Here is a 15,264-nt window from a genome sequence, read left to right as displayed (position 1 = left end):
GGACGGAGGGCTACCAGCGCGGCACGGCCGGGGTCGTCCACGCCGGGTCGGCCACCCGCATCGCCGCCGCGTCGTCCCGCTCCCGCAGCGCGCGGAAGCCGTCGTCCAGCCAGCGCGCGTGCAGGGCGGCGAGCCGGTCCCTGTCGAGCTCGACGCCGAGGCCGGGGGTGTCGGTGACGGCGATGCTCCCGTCGGTGAACCGCAGCCGCGAGGTGAGGACGTCCTCGGCCTGCCAGGGGTAGTGCGTGTCGCAGGCGTGGTCGAGTCCGGGCACGGTGGCCGCCACGTGCGTCATCGCGGCGAGGCTGATGCCCAGGTGCGTGTTGGAGTGCATGGACACGCTCACGCCGAAGGTCCGGCAGACGGCGGCCAGCTCGCGGGTGCGCCGCAGCCCGCCCCAGTAGTGGTGGTCGGAGAGCACCACCCGCACGGCCTTCTTCGCGAAGGCCTCCGGTATCTCCTCGAAGGTCGTCACGCACATGTTCGTGGCGAGCGGCACCGGCGTGCCCGCGGCGACCTCCGCCATCGCGGGCGTGCCGAGCGCGGGGTCCTCCAGATACTCCAGTACGTCACCGAGCTCGTCCGCCACCTTCAGCGAAGTCGCCACGGACCAGGCGCCGTTGGGGTCGAGCCGGAGCGGGCGGCCGGGGAACGCGTCGGCCAGGGCACGGATCGCGGCGGCCTCCTCGTCCGGCGGGAAGACGCCGCCCTTGAGCTTGAAGGACGAGAAGCCGTACCGCTCGGCGAAGAGCCGGGCCTGGGCGACGATCCCGGCCGGGTCGAGCGCGGCGCCCCACCCCTCGTCCTGCTCGCTCGCGATCCCCGCAGGGTGCTCGGCCCACTTGTAGAACAGGTACGCGCTGTACTCCACGGTGTCGCGCACCTTGCCGCCGAGCAGCGCGTGCACGGGCAGCCCGAGCGCCTTGCCGAGGGCGTCCAGACAGGCCACCTCGAACCCGGAGACGACGGAGAGCCGCAGCTTGTCGGCGGTCTGCACGCCGCGCAGGCCGCCGACGTCCACGGAGTCGTCGACGCGGGCGGCGTCGACGGCCGTCTCGTCCGCGAGTGTGAACAGCCGGTTCGACTCGGAGACCGCGTGACCGACCAGCCGCCGGGCGAGCGGCCGCGCGATCTCCAGGTATTTCGCGTCACCGTACGTCTCCCCGATCCCCGTCACCCCACCGGCGGTGACCACCTCGATGATGAGCCGGGGCGTGTAGGGCTGGTGCACGCCCTGCGTATTGAGGAGCGGCGGATCGGCGACGAGGACGGGGGTGAGACGGACGTCCGTGATGACGAGACTGTCGGAGCGTTGTCCATACATGAGAACGGAGACTAGGTACGCGAACAGCGAGCGTCAATGGGGCAGCGACCGGCCACGACGGACCCGCAGATTCGTTCCGCCCCGACAGCGGAGCGCTAGAGCTCCGCCTCGATCAGATCGGCGGCCCGCGCGGCACCGCCCTCGGCGCGGACCTGCTCCCGCAACTCCGCGCACCGGCGCTCGACTTCAGGGTCGGAGGTCAGGTCCAGCAGTGCCCTCCGCAGCACGGCCGCCGTCGCGTCGGCCGTGTCGACCCGCCGCGCCACCCCCAACTCCACGAGCCGGTCGGCATTCATCGGCTGTTCGGCCCCCTGCGGCACCGCGATCATCGGCACCCCGCAGTAGAGCCCTTCCCCACTGCTCCCCATGCCCGCATGGGTGACGAACGCGTCGGCCTGCTCCAGGACCGCCAACTGCGGCGCCCACGAGAGGACTTCGACGTTGCCCGACACGTCCCCGCCGAGCTCCGCGGGATCCACGTGCCTGCCGATCTGCAGGACGACGTGCCACCCGGGCAGGTCCCCGAACGCGGCCACGCACTGCCGGTAGAACTCCGGCTGCACGGTGTACGCCGAGCCGAGCGAGACCAGCAGCACCTTCTCCGCGCCCTCCGGCCGCGTCCAGCTCTCGCGCAGGGCGCGGTCGCCGAGGCAGGGCCCGACGAAGTCGATCCGCTCCGGGTCGACGGTGTCGGCGTGGGGCTGCATGGCGCGCGGAATCGTGGCGATGCCGCGCGGCGGCACGCCGGAGAACTCCGCCACGTCCAACGTGGTGGCCCCGCACCCGGCGAGCCACTCCTTGAACCGGGTCTCCAGGGCGTCGGCGCCCGGCAGTCGCGCGAGGTGCGCGCCGACGTCCTCCTGATAGCTGCCCCACGCCACGAAGGTGGGCGACAGCTGCACGAGCGGCCGCCCCTGCGCCTCGGCGAGCGCACGGGCGACGTAGGCGCCGATGTCGTACAGGTACAGGTCGGCGGGGTCGTCGTCGTACGCCGCGCGGAGCTGCGGGAGGACCGCCATCGCGTCGTCGAGGAAGAGCGCGCTCGCCTCGATCGGGTCCTCGGGCCAGATGTTGTCGCGGTGCGGGAGCGTCGACTCGTACGCGACGAGCTCGGCACCGGTGGGCTCGATGAGGCCGGCGGCGGCCGGGTCGTTGGCGTACGTCACGCGGTGGCCGCGGGCCACCAGCTCGCGGATGACCTCAAGACCCGGCAGCACGTGGCTGACCATCGGGACGCCGATCATGGCGATGTGGGCAGGGCGACGGGAGAGTCGTCGGGATGACATGGGAATTCCTTCGCGTACAGAAAGCCGCGGAAAGCGGCAGAGGCTACGGACGGGGACACGGCGGCCCGCCGCCTCGGCCCCTCAGGGGCGGGCGGGGGCCTGCGAGGGCCGTGTCAGCCGTAGATCTGCGCGATGGAGTCCATGCCGAGGACCGTAGCCCGGCACCGGCGGTCAGTCGAACGAATAAGCCTCGACCTCGGCGAGGTACCGCGCCCGCAGCGCCTCGTCCGCCGCGTCGCGGTCCAGGAAGGCCGCCTCGAAGGAGTTCCGGGCGAGCGTGCGCAGCCGCTCCTGGTCGAGGCCCAGCGCCTCGCGCACGGCGTGGAAGGTGTCGTCGACGTACCCGCCGAAGTAGGCCGGGTCGTCGGAGTTGACCGTGCACATCAGACCGGCGTCCAGCATCCGCGGCAGCGGGTGCTCCTCCAGGACGTCGATGGCGCGCAGCCGGACGTTCGAGAGCGGGCAGAGCGTGAGCGGCACGCGGTCGCGGACCAGCCGCTCCACGAGCTCCGGGTCCTCCATGCAGCGCAGCCCGTGGTCGATGCGCTCGACGCGCAGCACGTCGAGGGCCTCCGTGATGTACGCGGGCGGGCCCTCCTCGCCCGCGTGGGCGACGAGCCGCAGGCCGCGCGCGGCGGCGGCCTCGTACACCTCCTTGAACTTGGCCGGCGGGTGGCCGACCTCGGCCGAGTCGAGGCCGATGCCGATGATCCGGTCGAGGTGCGGCTCGGCGGCCCTCAGGGTCTCCATGGCGGAGTCTGCGGACTGGTCGCGCAGGAAGCACATGATGAGCCGCGTGGAGACGCCGTGCCGCTCCTCGCTGCGGTCCAGGGCCCGGCCGAGGCCCTCGACGACGGTGGCGATGGGGATGCCGCGGGCCGTGTGCGCCTGCGGGTCGAAGAAGATCTCCGCGTGCCGGACGCCCTGTGCGGCGGCGCGGGCGAGGTAGGCGTCCGCGAGCTCCTCGAAGTCGGCCTCGGTGCGCAGCACGGCCATGAGGCTGTAGTAGAGGTCCAGGAAGCTCTGGAGGTCGTCGAAGAGGTAGGCCTTGCGGAGCTCTTCGGTGTCGGCGTAGGGCAGTTCGACGCCGTTGCGCGCGGCGAGGGCGAAGGCGAGCTCGGGTTCGAGGGTGCCTTCGATGTGGAGGTGGAGTTCGGCCTTGGGGATCGGCATGGTGCGGTCTCGCTCAGTTCGGGGGGGTGGTGGTTCAGGTTCGTTTGGGGAGGGGTACGCGTGACAGGTCACGCGCGATGGTGAGTTCGCCGTCGAAGCCGGCGGCGCGGGCCTGCTGTTCGTAGGCGGCGGGGTCGGGGTAGCGCTGGCTGAAGTGGGTGAGGACGAGGTGCCGCACGCCCGCGTCGACGGCCACGCGGGCGGCCTGGCCGGCCGTCAGATGGCCGTGGTCGGTGGCGAGTTGTTCGTCCTCGTCGAGGAACGTCGACTCGATGACGAGCATGTCGCAGCCCTCGGCGAGCGCGTGCACGCCGTCGCAGAGGCGGGTGTCCATCACGAAGGCGAACCGCTGCCCGCGCCGCACCTCGCTGACCTCGTCGAGGGTCACGCCGCCGAGACTGCCCTCCTTCTGGAGCCGTCCGACGTCTGGCCCCTTGATGCCGTGCTCGGCGAGCAGGGCGGGCAGCATGCGGCGCCCGTCGGGCTCGGTGATCCGGTAGCCGTACGACTCGACCGGGTGCGAGAGCTTGATCGCGTCGAGGGTGTACGCGTCCGTCACGGCCAGCGGCCCGTCGGCGGCGACCGGTTCCTCAGCGAGCCGCACGGTCTCGCGGTACGCCGTCGCGTACCGCAGGCGGTCGAAGAAGCGCTGGCCCGACGCCGGGTAGTGGGCGGTGACGGGGTGCGGGACCCGGTCGAGGTTGATGCGCTGGATCACCCCGGCGAGCCCCAGGGAGTGGTCGCCGTGGAAGTGCGTGACGCAGATCCGGTGCAGGTCGTGGGCGGCGACCCCGGCGCGCAGCATCTGCCGCTGCGTGCCCTCGCCGGGGTCGAACATGATGCCCTGGCCGTCCCAGAGCAGGACGTAGCCGTTGTGGTTGCGGTGCCGGGTGGGGACTTGGCTCGCGGTGCCGAGCACCACCAGTTCACGTACGGACAAGGAGAGCGGCCCCCGCTATCCGGGAGGCCACTGGAGGCCGCGGCCGCCCAGGACGTGCGCGTGGGTGTGGAACACGGTCTGGCCCGCGCCCGCGCCGGTGTTGAAGACGATGCGGTAGCTCTCCGCCTTCTCCTGCGCGGCGACCTCGCCCGCCTCGCGCAGCACGTCAGCGGCGAGCTGCGGCTCGGCGGCGGCGAGCGACGCGGCGTCCGGGTAGTGCGCCTTGGGGATCACCAGGACGTGGGTGGGCGCCTGCGGGTTGATGTCGCGGAAGGCCACGGTCGTCTCGGTCTCCCGGACGACGGTCGCGGGCACCTCGCCCGTGACGATCTTGCAGAACAAGCAGTCGCTGTGCGCTTCGCCCGCCATGGGCCGCCTCCTGGAAACGGAAAGATCAGTACGTCCGGCATGCTATCGGCCGCCGCGTCGGGAGGCCGGGGGCCGGGCCCCGGCCGGGTCACTCCGTGCCGGGCAGGGGCGGCGGCGTCTTCGCCGGGTGCTCCTCCAGGGCGGCCAGCGCGATGCGGACCGCCTCGTCCAACTGCGGGTCGCGGCCCGCCACATGGTCGTCGGGGGTGACGACGACCTCCACGTCCGGGTCGACGCCGTGGTTCTCGACGCCCCACTCGTGGCCCTCCAGCCAGAACGCGTACTTCGGCTGCGTCACCAGCGTCCCGTCGACCAGGCGGTAGCGGCTGTCGATGCCGACGACGCCGCCCCAGGTGCGCGTGCCCACCACGGGTCCGATGCCGAGCGCCCTGATCGCGGCATTGACGATGTCCCCGTCGGAGCCGGAGAACTCGTTGGCGACGGCGACGACGGGGCCGCGCGGCGCGTCCATCGGATAGCTGAACGGACGGGCCCCCCTCGGCAGGTCCCAGCCGACGACCCGGCGCGCCAGCTTCTCCACGACGAGCTGCGAGGTGTGCCCGCCGCGGTTCTCCCGCACGTCCACGACCAGGCCCTCGCGGGTGACCTCGACACGCAGGTCACGGTGGATCTGCGCCCAGCCGGGCGCCTGCATGTCGGGCACGTGGAGGTAGCCGAGGCGGCCGCCGGAGCGCTCGTGGACGTACGCCCGCCGGTCGGCGACCCAGGCGTGGTAGCGCAGCGGCTCCTCGTCGTCGACGGGGATCACCACGGCGTACCGCGGGTCGCCGCCGCCGGACGGCGAGACGGTCAGCTCGACCGGCTTGCCCGCGGTGCCCACGAGCAGCGGCCCGGGGCCCGCGACCGGGTCGACGGGCCGGCCGTTGACCTCGATGACCGCGTCGCCGGGGCGGGCGGCGACGCCGGGCGCGGCGAGCGGGGACCGGGCGGCCGGGTCGGAGGTCTCCGAGGGCAGGATCCGGTCGATGCGCCACAGCCCGTCCTCGCCACGCGAGAGGTCCGCGCCGAGGAGCCCCTGCCGGTGCGCGCCGCCCCCGCCGCCGGAGGCCACGTACGCGTGCGAGGTGCCGAGCTCGCCGTGCACCTCCCACAGCAGGTCGACGAGGTCGTCGTGGGTGGCGACGCGGTCGAGGACGGGACGGTAGCGGTCCAGTACGGCGTCCCAGTCGACGCCGCCCATGTCGGGCCGCCAGAAGTTGTCGCGCATGAGGCGGCCCGCCTCCGCGTACATCTGACGCCACTCGGCGGCCGGGTCGACGGTGTACCGGACCCGGGAGAGGTCGACGGTGATGTTCGAGTCGCTGTCCTCGTCGCCGGAGGCGCGCCGGTCGCTGGGCACCACCTTCAGCTTGCCGTCGGTCCACAGCAGGACCCGCTTGCCGTCACCGGTGACGGCGAAGTGGTCGGCGTCCGCGGCGAGTCCCTCCACGCGGTGCTGTGCGAGGTCGTACCGCTCCAGCTCCGTCTTGGGGTCGGGGTCGTGCGGGGTGGCGCGGGAGGCGCCGAGCACGCCGCGCACCGGGTGGCGCAGCCAGAGCAGCCCGTCCTTGGCGGCCCGCAGCGTGGTGTAGCGGGCGGCCTCGACGGGGAACGGCACGATGCGGTCGGCGAGGCCGTCGAAGTCGATGCGGGTGACGGGGGCGCCCTCGCTGTCGGGCGTCTCGGAGCCGGTGTCCTGCGCGTCGAAGGGTCTGCCGTGCCGCTGCGGGCCGAAGGGGGACGGGGTGGTCGCGGCGAGGGTGAGCAGGTGCGGCCGGGAGCCGCCGACGAAGGCGAGGTCGAAGACGTGTTCGTCGTAGACCGGGTCGAAGGCGCGGGCGGACAGGAACGCGAGGTGCTTGCCGTCGAGGGTGAACGCGGGCGCGTAGTCGCGGAAGCGCAGCGGGGTCGCCTCGGCGACCGACAGGTCCGCGGTGTTGGCGAGCTTCAGCTGGCGCAGCGGGCTCGGTCCCGGATGCGACCAGGCGAGCCAGGCGGAGTCGGGCGAGAAGACGAGCCCGGTGACCTCGCCGTCGGCGCTCCGGTCGACCTCGCGGACCTCGCCGCTCTCCCGCTCGACGAGCAGCACCCGGCCGTCGTGCGAGGCGACGGCGGCGCGGGAGCCGTCCGGCGCCACGGCGAGCCCGAGGACCCGGCCGAGCTGTCCCGCGGCGAGCCTGCGCGGGGTGGTGCCGGGCGCGGGGCCGGTGGCCGGCGCGAATTCGAGGGCCTCGTCGCCCTCCGCGTCGGTCACCCATACGACGTGTTCCTCGCCCTGGACACGGAAGGTGCGGGGCAGCCGGGCGCGCACCCCCGGCTCGGCGGCGAGCGCGCGGGCGGGGCCCTCGCGGTGCGTGACCCAGTGCACCGAGCCGCGCACGGAGACGGCGCTGCCGCGCCCGGTGTGGTCGGGCGCGGCGGCCCCGAACCAGCGGGCGGCGGAGACGGGGTGCGGCTGCAGGTCGGTGCGCTGCCCGCCGAGGCGGAGGCCGATGCGGCGCGGCTCGGCGTCCACCAGGTCGTCGAGGAGCCACAGTTCACCGGCGGACATGTGGACGACGCGGGTGCCGTCGGTGGCGGCGTGCCGTGCGTAGGAGCCGTCCTCGACGGGGGTGTGGCGGCGCAGGTCGGTGCCGTCGGGCAGTGAGGAGTAGAGGGCGCCGACGCCTTCGTGGTCGGAGAGGAAGGCGATGCGGTCGCCGACCCAGAGCGGGTACTCGATGTTCCCGTCGAGTTCTTCGTGGACGCGCACGAAGGGCTCCAGAGGCCCCTCGCCGCCGCCGTCCTCGTCGCCCCCGGCGGGCCGCCGTATCCACAGCTTGCCCGCGGTGCCGCCCCGGTACCGCTTCCACCGGGCGGCCTCGCGGCCCATCGGGGCGGAGAGCAGCAGGACCTGCCCGTCGGGGCCGTGCGCGACATCTCCGACGATGCCGTACGGCAGGGTGGCCGCGGGTCCGCCGTCGAGCGGCACGGCCCGTGCCCAGCTGCGCCGCAGGGAGGCCTGGCCCGCCGCGCTGACGGCGAGGACCTGCCCGTCGGGCGTCCAGCCGCACACGGCGGTCTGCCAACTCCCCCAGTATGTAAGGCGCTTGGAAGGCCCGCCCTCCAGGGGCGCGATGTGCACCTCTGGGGCCCCGTCGCGGCGGGAGGTCCAGGCGACGGTCGTGCCGTCCGGGGAGATCCTGGGGTGGTTCACGGGCACGTTGTCGGCGCTGACCCGCCAGGCACGGCCTCCGTCGAGGGGTGCGACCCAGACGTCGTCCTCTGCCGTGAAGGTGACCAACTCACCGTGGATGTGCGGGAACCGGAGATACGCGGAGTGCGCTGCCTCTGTCACGCGGACCAGCCTAGGCAGCGTATCGGCGGGCCGACAGAGGGCGGATCACTTGCCGGGGACGCAGTTGCAGGTCGGGTGGGGCGGCGGGTCGGGGGTGACCGTCACGGTGACGGTGGTGGTGGGTGCGGGGTCGGGCGGGTCGTGGGAGGGCGGCGGCCGGTGGGAGTCGGGCGGATCGGAGGGCTGATCGTCACCACCGTCACCGTCGCCATTGCCGTCGTCCGCGCCGCAGTTGCCCAGCACGTCGACGCGGAACCACTGCTTGCCGTCGACCTTGGCGGTGAGATCGCCGCGTACGCAGCGGCCGTCGGCGACGGAGCGCACCGTGCCCTTGACGCTGATGTCCTTGCCGTCGTCGGTCTCGCCCTGGCAGTCCACGTCGACCACCGCGTCCGCCGACGCGGACCTGCCGCGCGGGGTGACCCTGTCGTCGAAACTGGCGGTACAGCTGAGCCACGCCACGTCGGCCTTCTGCCGCTCCAGCTCCTTCGTGGCCATCTCGTCGGTGGTGAGCGCGACCGCCGAGGTGTTCATCTCGCCGTCCACGGGATCGCACGCGGTGACGCCGAGCGCGGCGGCGCCGGCCAGCCCGACGGCGTACAGGATCGTCGGACGCCGCTTGCCCGGCACCCGGCCGCGTAACCGTCTCAACGCCCCCATGGGCGGCAGAGTGCCACCGCACACGCCGGTGCGGTAGGCCCCTTGCGGCCATCCGTCCCCTCGCGGCCGGGCGTCACGTCGACCGGAAACGACCCAACCCCGGCCGCTTTACGCGAAGTGCGGTCAGGACCAGCGCCCCGTACGCCCCAACAGCAGCGCCGTCGCCGCGGTCCCCGCGGTCGAGGTGCGCAGCACGCTGCGCCCGAGGCGGTACGGCTGCGCGCCCGCCTCGGCGAACGCCGCCAGCTCGTCCGGGGACACGCCTCCTTCGGGGCCGACCACCAGCACGATGTGCCCGGCCGTCGGGAGCTCCGCCGTGGCCAGCGGTGCGCTGCCCTCCTCGTGCAGGACGGCCGCGAGGTCGGCGCCCGCGAGGAGGGCCGCGACCTGCTTGGTCGACGCGGCGTCGGCGATCTCGGGGAAGCGGACCCGGCGCGACTGCTTGCCCGCCTCGCGTGCGGTGGCCCGCCACTTGGCGAGCGCCTTGAGACCGCGGTCGCCCTTCCACTGGGTGATGCAGCGGGACGCGGTCCACGGCACGACGGCGTCGACGCCGGTCTCCGTCATGGTCTCCACGGCGAGCTCGCCGCGGTCGCCCTTGGGCAGCGCCTGCACGACGGTGATGCGGGGCGACTCCTCGGGCTCCTCGGCCACGGATTCCATCTTCACGACGAGCCGGTCCTTGCCCTCGGTGTCGAGGACCACGCACTGCGCCCACCGTCCGGCGCCGTCGGTCAGGACGACGTCCTCACCGGCGTGCAGCCGCTTCACGGAGACAGCGTGCCGCCCCTCCGGGCCGTCCAGGACGTACCGTCCGTCGGCGCCCGCGGTGAAGTCGTCGACGACGAAGACGGGGGCGGTCACGCGGCACCCTCCGCCGTCAACGAGGCCTTGGCGTCGGCCAGTTCGGCGGCGAGTACCTCCACGAGCTGTCCGGCGGGCAGCTCCCGGGCGAGCCGGTGGCCCTGTCCGGCCCAGAGCGCCATGGCCTGCGCGTCACCGGCCTTCGCCGCGGCCTTGCGCAGCCCGCTCGTGAGGTGGTGGACCTGGGGGTAGGCGGCGGGCGCGTACGGCCCGTGCTCGCGCATGAAGCGGTTGACGAGGCCGCGCGCGGGGCGCCCGGAGAACGCCCGGGTCAGCTCGGTCCGCACATACAGCGGGTTGGTCATGGCCTGCTTGTGCAGGGCGTTGGCGCCCGACTCGGGGGTGACGAGGAACGCCGTGCCGAGCTGCGCCGCGTCCGCGCCCGCCGCGAGCACCGCCGCGATCTGCGCGCCCCGCATCAGTCCGCCGGCCGCGACGATCGGGATCTGCGCGGTCTCGCGGACCTGGGTGATGAGGGAGAGCAGCCCGATCCCGGAGCCGTCGGCCTCGGGGTTGTCCTTGTGCGTGCCCTGGTGTCCGCCCGCCTCGATGCCCTGTACGCACACGGCGTCGGCGCCGGCCCACTGCGCGGTCTGGGCCTCCTCCGGCGTGGTGACGGTGACGACGGTCAGGGTGCCGACGCGCGCGAACGCGTCGAGGACGTCGCGGGTGGGGCACCCGAAGGTGAAGGAGACGACCGGCACCGGGTCGTCGAGGAGGATCGCGAGCTTGGCGTCGTACCCGTCGTCACGCCCGCTGTCCGGGTCGCCGAGCTCCGTCTCGTACCAGGTGGCCTCGCCGGCGAGCTGGCTGCGGTAGACCTCGACGGCCGCGGGGTCCGCGGTGTCGGGCTGCGGCATGAAGAGATTCACGCCGAAGGGTTGCGAGGTCAGCCCCCGCAACTGTTTGATCTCCTGGTACATCCCGTCGGCCGTCTTGTACCCGGCGGCGAGGAACCCGAGCCCGCCGGCCTCGGCGACGGCCGCGGCGAGCTGCGGCCCTGAGGCGCCGCCCGCCATGGGGGCCTGCACGATCGGATGGCGGCAGAGAGCGGTCAGTGCGGAGGACATGCACGCATCGTGCCACGGTCCTTCGGCGGCGCCGAATCGCGTGCCCCGTGCCGGGTGTGCGGCGCCTCGTCTGCCCCACGAGCGCCGTTGGCGGCTGCGGGCCGTCCCGGGGTGCTCGCGCAGTTCCCCGCGCCCCTTGAAGGCCCGTCCCGGGCCCCTTCAAGGGGCGCGGGACGGGGTTGTTTTCAGGGGCGCGGGGAACTGCGCGGCCAGCCCCCACCGCCCCGCAGCTGACCGACAAGGCCACCGCTCAAGGCACTACCGCCCGTTGAACGCGTCCTTGAGGCGGGAGAACAACCCCTGCTGCCCCGGCTGGAACTGCCCCGTGGGCCGTTCCTCACCGCGCAGCTGCGCCAGCTCACGCAGCAACCGCTCCTGCTCGGGGTCGAGCTTCGTCGGCGTGAGGACCTCGACGTGCACGATGAGGTCGCCGCGACCGCCGCCGCGCAGGTGCGTGATGCCGCGCCCGTGCAGCGGTACCGACTGTCCGGACTGCGTGCCGGGCCGGATGTCGATCTCCTCGAGGCCGTCCAGCGTCTCCAGCGGCACCTTCGTGCCGAGGGACGCCGCGGTCATCGGGATCGTCACCGTGCAGTGCAGATCGTCGCCGCGCCGCTGGAAGACGGCGTGCGGCAACTCGTGGATCTCGACGTAGAGGTCGCCGGCGGGGCCGCCGCCGGGGCCGACCTCGCCCTCGCCCGCGAGCTGGATCCGCGTGCCGTTGTCGACACCGGCCGGGATCTTGACCGTCAGGGTCCGCCGCGAGCGGATGCGCCCGTCGCCCGCGCACTCGGGGCACGGCGTCGGCACGACGGTGCCGAAGCCCTGACACTGCGGGCACGGCCGCGACGTCATGACCTGCCCGAGGAAGGACCGCGTGACCTGCGACACCTCGCCGCGACCGCGGCACATGTCACAGGTCTGGGCGGACGTCCCCGGCGCGGCACCCTCACCGCTGCAGGTCGTACAGACCACGGCCGTGTCGACCTGGATGTCCTTGGTGGTCCCGAAGGCGGCCTCTTCGAGGTCGATCTCCAGACGGATCATGGCGTCCTGGCCGCGACGCGTGCGCGAGCGCGGCCCGCGCTGCGACGCCGTCCCGAAGAACGCGTCCATGATGTCGGAGAAGTTGCCGAAGCCACCGGCGCCGAAGCCGCCCGCGCCTCCGCCGCCGCCCGCCTGGGACAGGGGGTCGCCGCCGAGGTCGTAGACCTGCTTCTTCTGCGGGTCCGACAACACCTCGTACGCGGCGTTGATCTCCTTGAAGCGCTCCTGAGTCTTCGGATCCGGATTCACATCCGGGTGAAGCTCACGCGCCAGCCTCCGGAAGGCCTTCTTGATCTCGTCCTGGGAAGCGTCGCGGCGCACGCCGAGTACGGCGTAGTAGTCCGTGGCCACTTACGACTCCGCCAGGATCTGTCCGACGTAACGTGCCACTGCGCGTACTGCTCCCATCGTTCCCGGATAGTCCATGCGGGTCGGTCCGACCACGCCGAGTTTGGCGACTGCCTCGCTTCCCGAACCGTAGCCGACCGAGACCACGGACGTGGAGCTGAGCCCCTCATGGGCGTTCTCGTGACCGATCCGTACGGCCATGCCCGAATCCTGCACCTCACCAAGCAACTTGAGGAGCACGACCTGCTCCTCAAGGGCTTCGAGAACGGGCCGGATGGTGAGGGGAAAGTCATGTCCGAAGCGGGTGAGATTGGCGGTGCCGCCGATCATCAGCCGTTCTTCGGTCTCCTCCACGAGTGTTTCGAGGAGGGTGGAGAGGACGGTCGCGACCGTGCCGCGGTCCTCGGTCTCGAAGGCCTCGGGCAGGTCCTGCACCAACTGTGGCACATCCGCGAAACGCCGCCCCGCGACCCTGCTGTTCAGCCTGGCCCGCAGGTCCGCGAGCGCACTCTCGCCGAACGGCGCCGGGCAGTCGATCATGCGCTGCTCGACCCGTCCCGTGTCGGTGATCAGTACGAGCATCAGCCGGGCCGGGGCGAGCGAGAGAAGTTCCACATGGCGCACCGTCGACCTGGTGAGCGACGGGTACTGCACGACGGCGACCTGCCGGGTCAGCTGCGCGAGCAGCCGGACCGTGCGCCCCACGACGTCGTCGAGATCCACGGCGCCGTCCAGGAAATTCTGGATGGCGCGGCGCTCGGGCGCGGTCATCGGCTTGACGCCGGCGAGCTTGTCGACGAAGAGGCGGTACCCCTTGTCCGTCGGGATGCGCCCCGCGCTGGTGTGGGGCTGGGCGATGAACCCTTCCTCCTCCAGCGCCGCCATGTCGTTGCGGACGGTGGCCGGGGAGACCCCCAGACGGTGCCGCTCGGTGAGCGCCTTCGAGCCGACGGGCTCCTCCGTCCCCACATAGTCATGGACGATGGCGCGCAGCACTTCGAGCCTGCGTTCATTGAGCATCGCGCACACCTCCAGCTGTCTCCGTGAGCCCCGCCTGGCACTCACCGCGGGCGAGTGCCAGCCTTTCAAAGGGTCAGTGTACGGCCGTCGGGTACGGCCCCGGCAAGACACCGGCTGCCGAACACCGCGCGTGCGGATAGCGTCACCGTATGAACGTGACGCCGGCATGGGAAGCGGCGGGCTGGGAGCGGCTCGCACCGCGCGTGGGGCGGCGCCGCCTGCCCCACTGGGACTGCACCGCCGGGCTGGTCGTCGGGGACGACGCGGCCCTCATGATCGAGGCCGGGTCGAGCCTCGCGGAGGGCGCGGCCCTGCGGACACAGGCCCGGCAGCTCCTCGGCGGCGGCCGCAGGGTCACCCATCTCGCGCTGACCCACCCGCACTTCGACCACGTCCTCGGCGCGGCCGCCTTCGCGGGCGTGGAGGTGTACGGGGCGGTGGGCATCGAGACGGTCTTCACCAAGGGCCGCGAGGACCTGCGCGAGGACGCGGTACGCCACGGACTCGACGCGGACGCGGCGGCGGAGGCGGCCGACCTCCTGGTGCACCCGCACCATCTGGTGTGCGGGGAGTGGACGCTCGACCTGGGCGGCCTCCAGGTGCTGCTCGCGAACATCGGGCCCGGCCACTCGGGCCACGACCTGGCGGTCCTCGTCCCCGGCACCGACGGCGGACCGGAGATCGTCTTCTGCGGCGACCTCGTCGAGGAGTCGGGCGAACCGCAGGCGGGCGAGGACGCGGTGCCGAAGCGGTGGCCGGCGGCGCTGGACCGCCTCATCGACCTGGGCGGCGAGGACGCGCTGTATGTCCCCGGACACGGCGCGACGGTGAATGCGGCATTTGTCCGCGCGCAACGCGCCACACTGGCAGCCCGCTTCGGCGTGTCGTGACCGCAACGCCTTCCGCTCTTCCTATCGTCACCGGAATGCGCCAGTACTCCGCCGACCTCACGCCCCCTTGGAAGAAGCCGAAGCCCGTACCGGAGGCGGCGGCGGACGCCGGCCTCGTGGTCGAGGAGCTGAGCACCGGTTTCTGCGGGGCGGTGATCCGCTGCGAGAAGACGGCGCAGGGCCCGACGGTGACGCTGGAGGACCGCTTCGGCAAGCACCGCGTGTTCCCGATGGAGCCCGGCGGCTTCCTCCTGGACGGCCGCCCGGTCACCCTGGTCCGGCCCACGCAGGCTCCCGTACGTCCCTCGCGCACCGCCTCCGGTTCGGTGGCCGTCCCCGGGGCGCGGGCCAGGGTCGCCCGGGCGGGACGTATCTACGTAGAGGGCCGGCACGACGCCGAGCTCGTCGAACGCGTCTGGGGCGACGACCTCCGCATCGAGGGCGTCGTGGTCGAGTATCTGGAAGGCATCGACGACCTCCCCGCGATCGTCGCCGAGTTCGCCCCCGGCCCCGACGCCCGCCTCGGCATCCTCGTCGACCACCTGGTCCCCGGCTCCAAGGAGTCCCGCATCGCGGCGGAGGTCACGAGCGCCCACGCCCTGGTGGTCGGCCACCCGTACATCGACGTGTGGGAGGCGGTGAAGCCCGCCTCCGTCGGCATCCCCGGCTGGCCCCGCGTGCCACGGGGCCAGGACTGGAAGACGGGCGTGTGCAGATCCCTGGGCTGGCCGGAGAACACCGGCGCGGCCTGGCAGCGCATCCTGAACTCGGTCCACTCCTACAAGGACCTGGAGCCGCCGCTCCTGGGCCGGGTGGAAGAGCTGATCGACTTCGTCACCCTGCCCTGACTGAGTGTTTCGCCCTGTGAGGTGTGTTTGATCCCGGGTTAGGTTCCGCGCCAGTTCAGGGTGCTTTCGCCGGTGAGGCGGCGGGTCA

The 15,264-nt window shown here is 72.8% G+C and carries 13 protein-coding genes; 2 read left to right on the top strand and 11 right to left on the bottom strand.

All coding sequences use genetic code 11. The annotated features are described in order from the left end of the window. Positions 1–10 precede the first annotated feature (10 nt). The 11 genes from ACZ56E_RS16985 to hrcA all read right to left on the bottom strand — a co-directional run bounded on the left by ACZ56E_RS16985 (position 11) and on the right by hrcA (position 13,438). On the bottom strand, positions 11–1,324 hold the full coding sequence (locus ACZ56E_RS16985) for a glucarate dehydratase family protein (protein WP_471214870.1): 1,314 nt from the start codon (positions 1,322–1,324) through the stop codon (positions 11–13). A gap of 95 nt (positions 1,325–1,419) precedes the next feature. Continuing rightward, positions 1,420–2,610, bottom strand: coding sequence for a macrolide family glycosyltransferase (locus ACZ56E_RS16980; RefSeq protein ID WP_471214867.1), 1,191 nt, complete (start codon positions 2,608–2,610; stop codon positions 1,420–1,422). 171 nt (positions 2,611–2,781) lie between these two features. Then, the gene (locus ACZ56E_RS16975) at positions 2,782–3,783 is read right to left on the bottom strand and encodes an adenosine deaminase (protein ID WP_471214866.1); all 1,002 of its coding nucleotides are present in this window, start codon (positions 3,781–3,783) and stop codon (positions 2,782–2,784) included. A 34-nt stretch (positions 3,784–3,817) separates the two neighbouring features. Continuing rightward, positions 3,818–4,723 carry a ribonuclease Z gene (locus tag ACZ56E_RS16970; RefSeq protein WP_471214865.1) on the bottom strand — a complete coding sequence of 302 codons (906 nt, stop codon included), beginning with the start codon at positions 4,721–4,723 and terminating at the stop codon, positions 3,818–3,820. A 15-nt stretch (positions 4,724–4,738) separates the two neighbouring features. After that, positions 4,739–5,092, bottom strand: coding sequence for a histidine triad nucleotide-binding protein (locus ACZ56E_RS16965; protein ID WP_468601046.1), 354 nt, complete (start codon positions 5,090–5,092; stop codon positions 4,739–4,741). A gap of 88 nt (positions 5,093–5,180) precedes the next feature. Then, positions 5,181–8,429, bottom strand: a complete 3,249-nt coding sequence (locus ACZ56E_RS16960) for a S41 family peptidase (protein WP_471214864.1) — start codon at positions 8,427–8,429, stop codon at positions 5,181–5,183. 45 nt (positions 8,430–8,474) lie between these two features. Beyond that, positions 8,475–9,089, bottom strand: coding sequence for a hypothetical protein (locus ACZ56E_RS16955; protein ID WP_471214863.1), 615 nt, complete (start codon positions 9,087–9,089; stop codon positions 8,475–8,477). 123 nt (positions 9,090–9,212) lie between these two features. After that, positions 9,213–9,953 (bottom strand): 16S rRNA (uracil(1498)-N(3))-methyltransferase, encoded by a 741-nt coding sequence (locus ACZ56E_RS16950; protein WP_471214861.1) that lies wholly within the window; start codon positions 9,951–9,953, stop codon positions 9,213–9,215. Then, on the bottom strand, positions 9,950–11,023 hold the full coding sequence (locus ACZ56E_RS16945; protein ID WP_468601054.1) for a nitronate monooxygenase: 1,074 nt from the start codon (positions 11,021–11,023) through the stop codon (positions 9,950–9,952). Before ACZ56E_RS16945 ends, ACZ56E_RS16950 begins: the two co-directional genes overlap by 4 nt. 258 nt (positions 11,024–11,281) lie before the next feature. Beyond that, positions 11,282–12,421, bottom strand: coding sequence for a molecular chaperone DnaJ (dnaJ, locus tag ACZ56E_RS16940; RefSeq protein WP_362995713.1), 1,140 nt, complete (start codon positions 12,419–12,421; stop codon positions 11,282–11,284). Further along, the gene (gene hrcA / locus ACZ56E_RS16935; protein WP_362995715.1) at positions 12,422–13,438 is read right to left on the bottom strand and encodes a heat-inducible transcriptional repressor HrcA; all 1,017 of its coding nucleotides are present in this window, start codon (positions 13,436–13,438) and stop codon (positions 12,422–12,424) included. A gap of 155 nt (positions 13,439–13,593) precedes the next feature. Here hrcA and ACZ56E_RS16930 point away from each other — a divergent pair, with 155 nt between their 5' ends. Then, complete coding sequence (locus ACZ56E_RS16930) at positions 13,594–14,328, top strand: MBL fold metallo-hydrolase (RefSeq protein WP_471215642.1); 735 nt, start codon at positions 13,594–13,596, stop codon at positions 14,326–14,328. 35 nt (positions 14,329–14,363) lie between these two features. Further along, positions 14,364–15,176, top strand: a complete 813-nt coding sequence (locus ACZ56E_RS16925) for a DUF3097 domain-containing protein (protein WP_471214858.1) — start codon at positions 14,364–14,366, stop codon at positions 15,174–15,176. The last annotated feature ends 88 nt before the right edge of the window (positions 15,177–15,264 follow it).

Source organism: Streptomyces sp. NPDC039480 (assembly GCF_055597165.1).
Note: the sequence above shows the minus strand (reverse complement) of the source record. Positions and strands in the feature narration are given on the sequence as shown.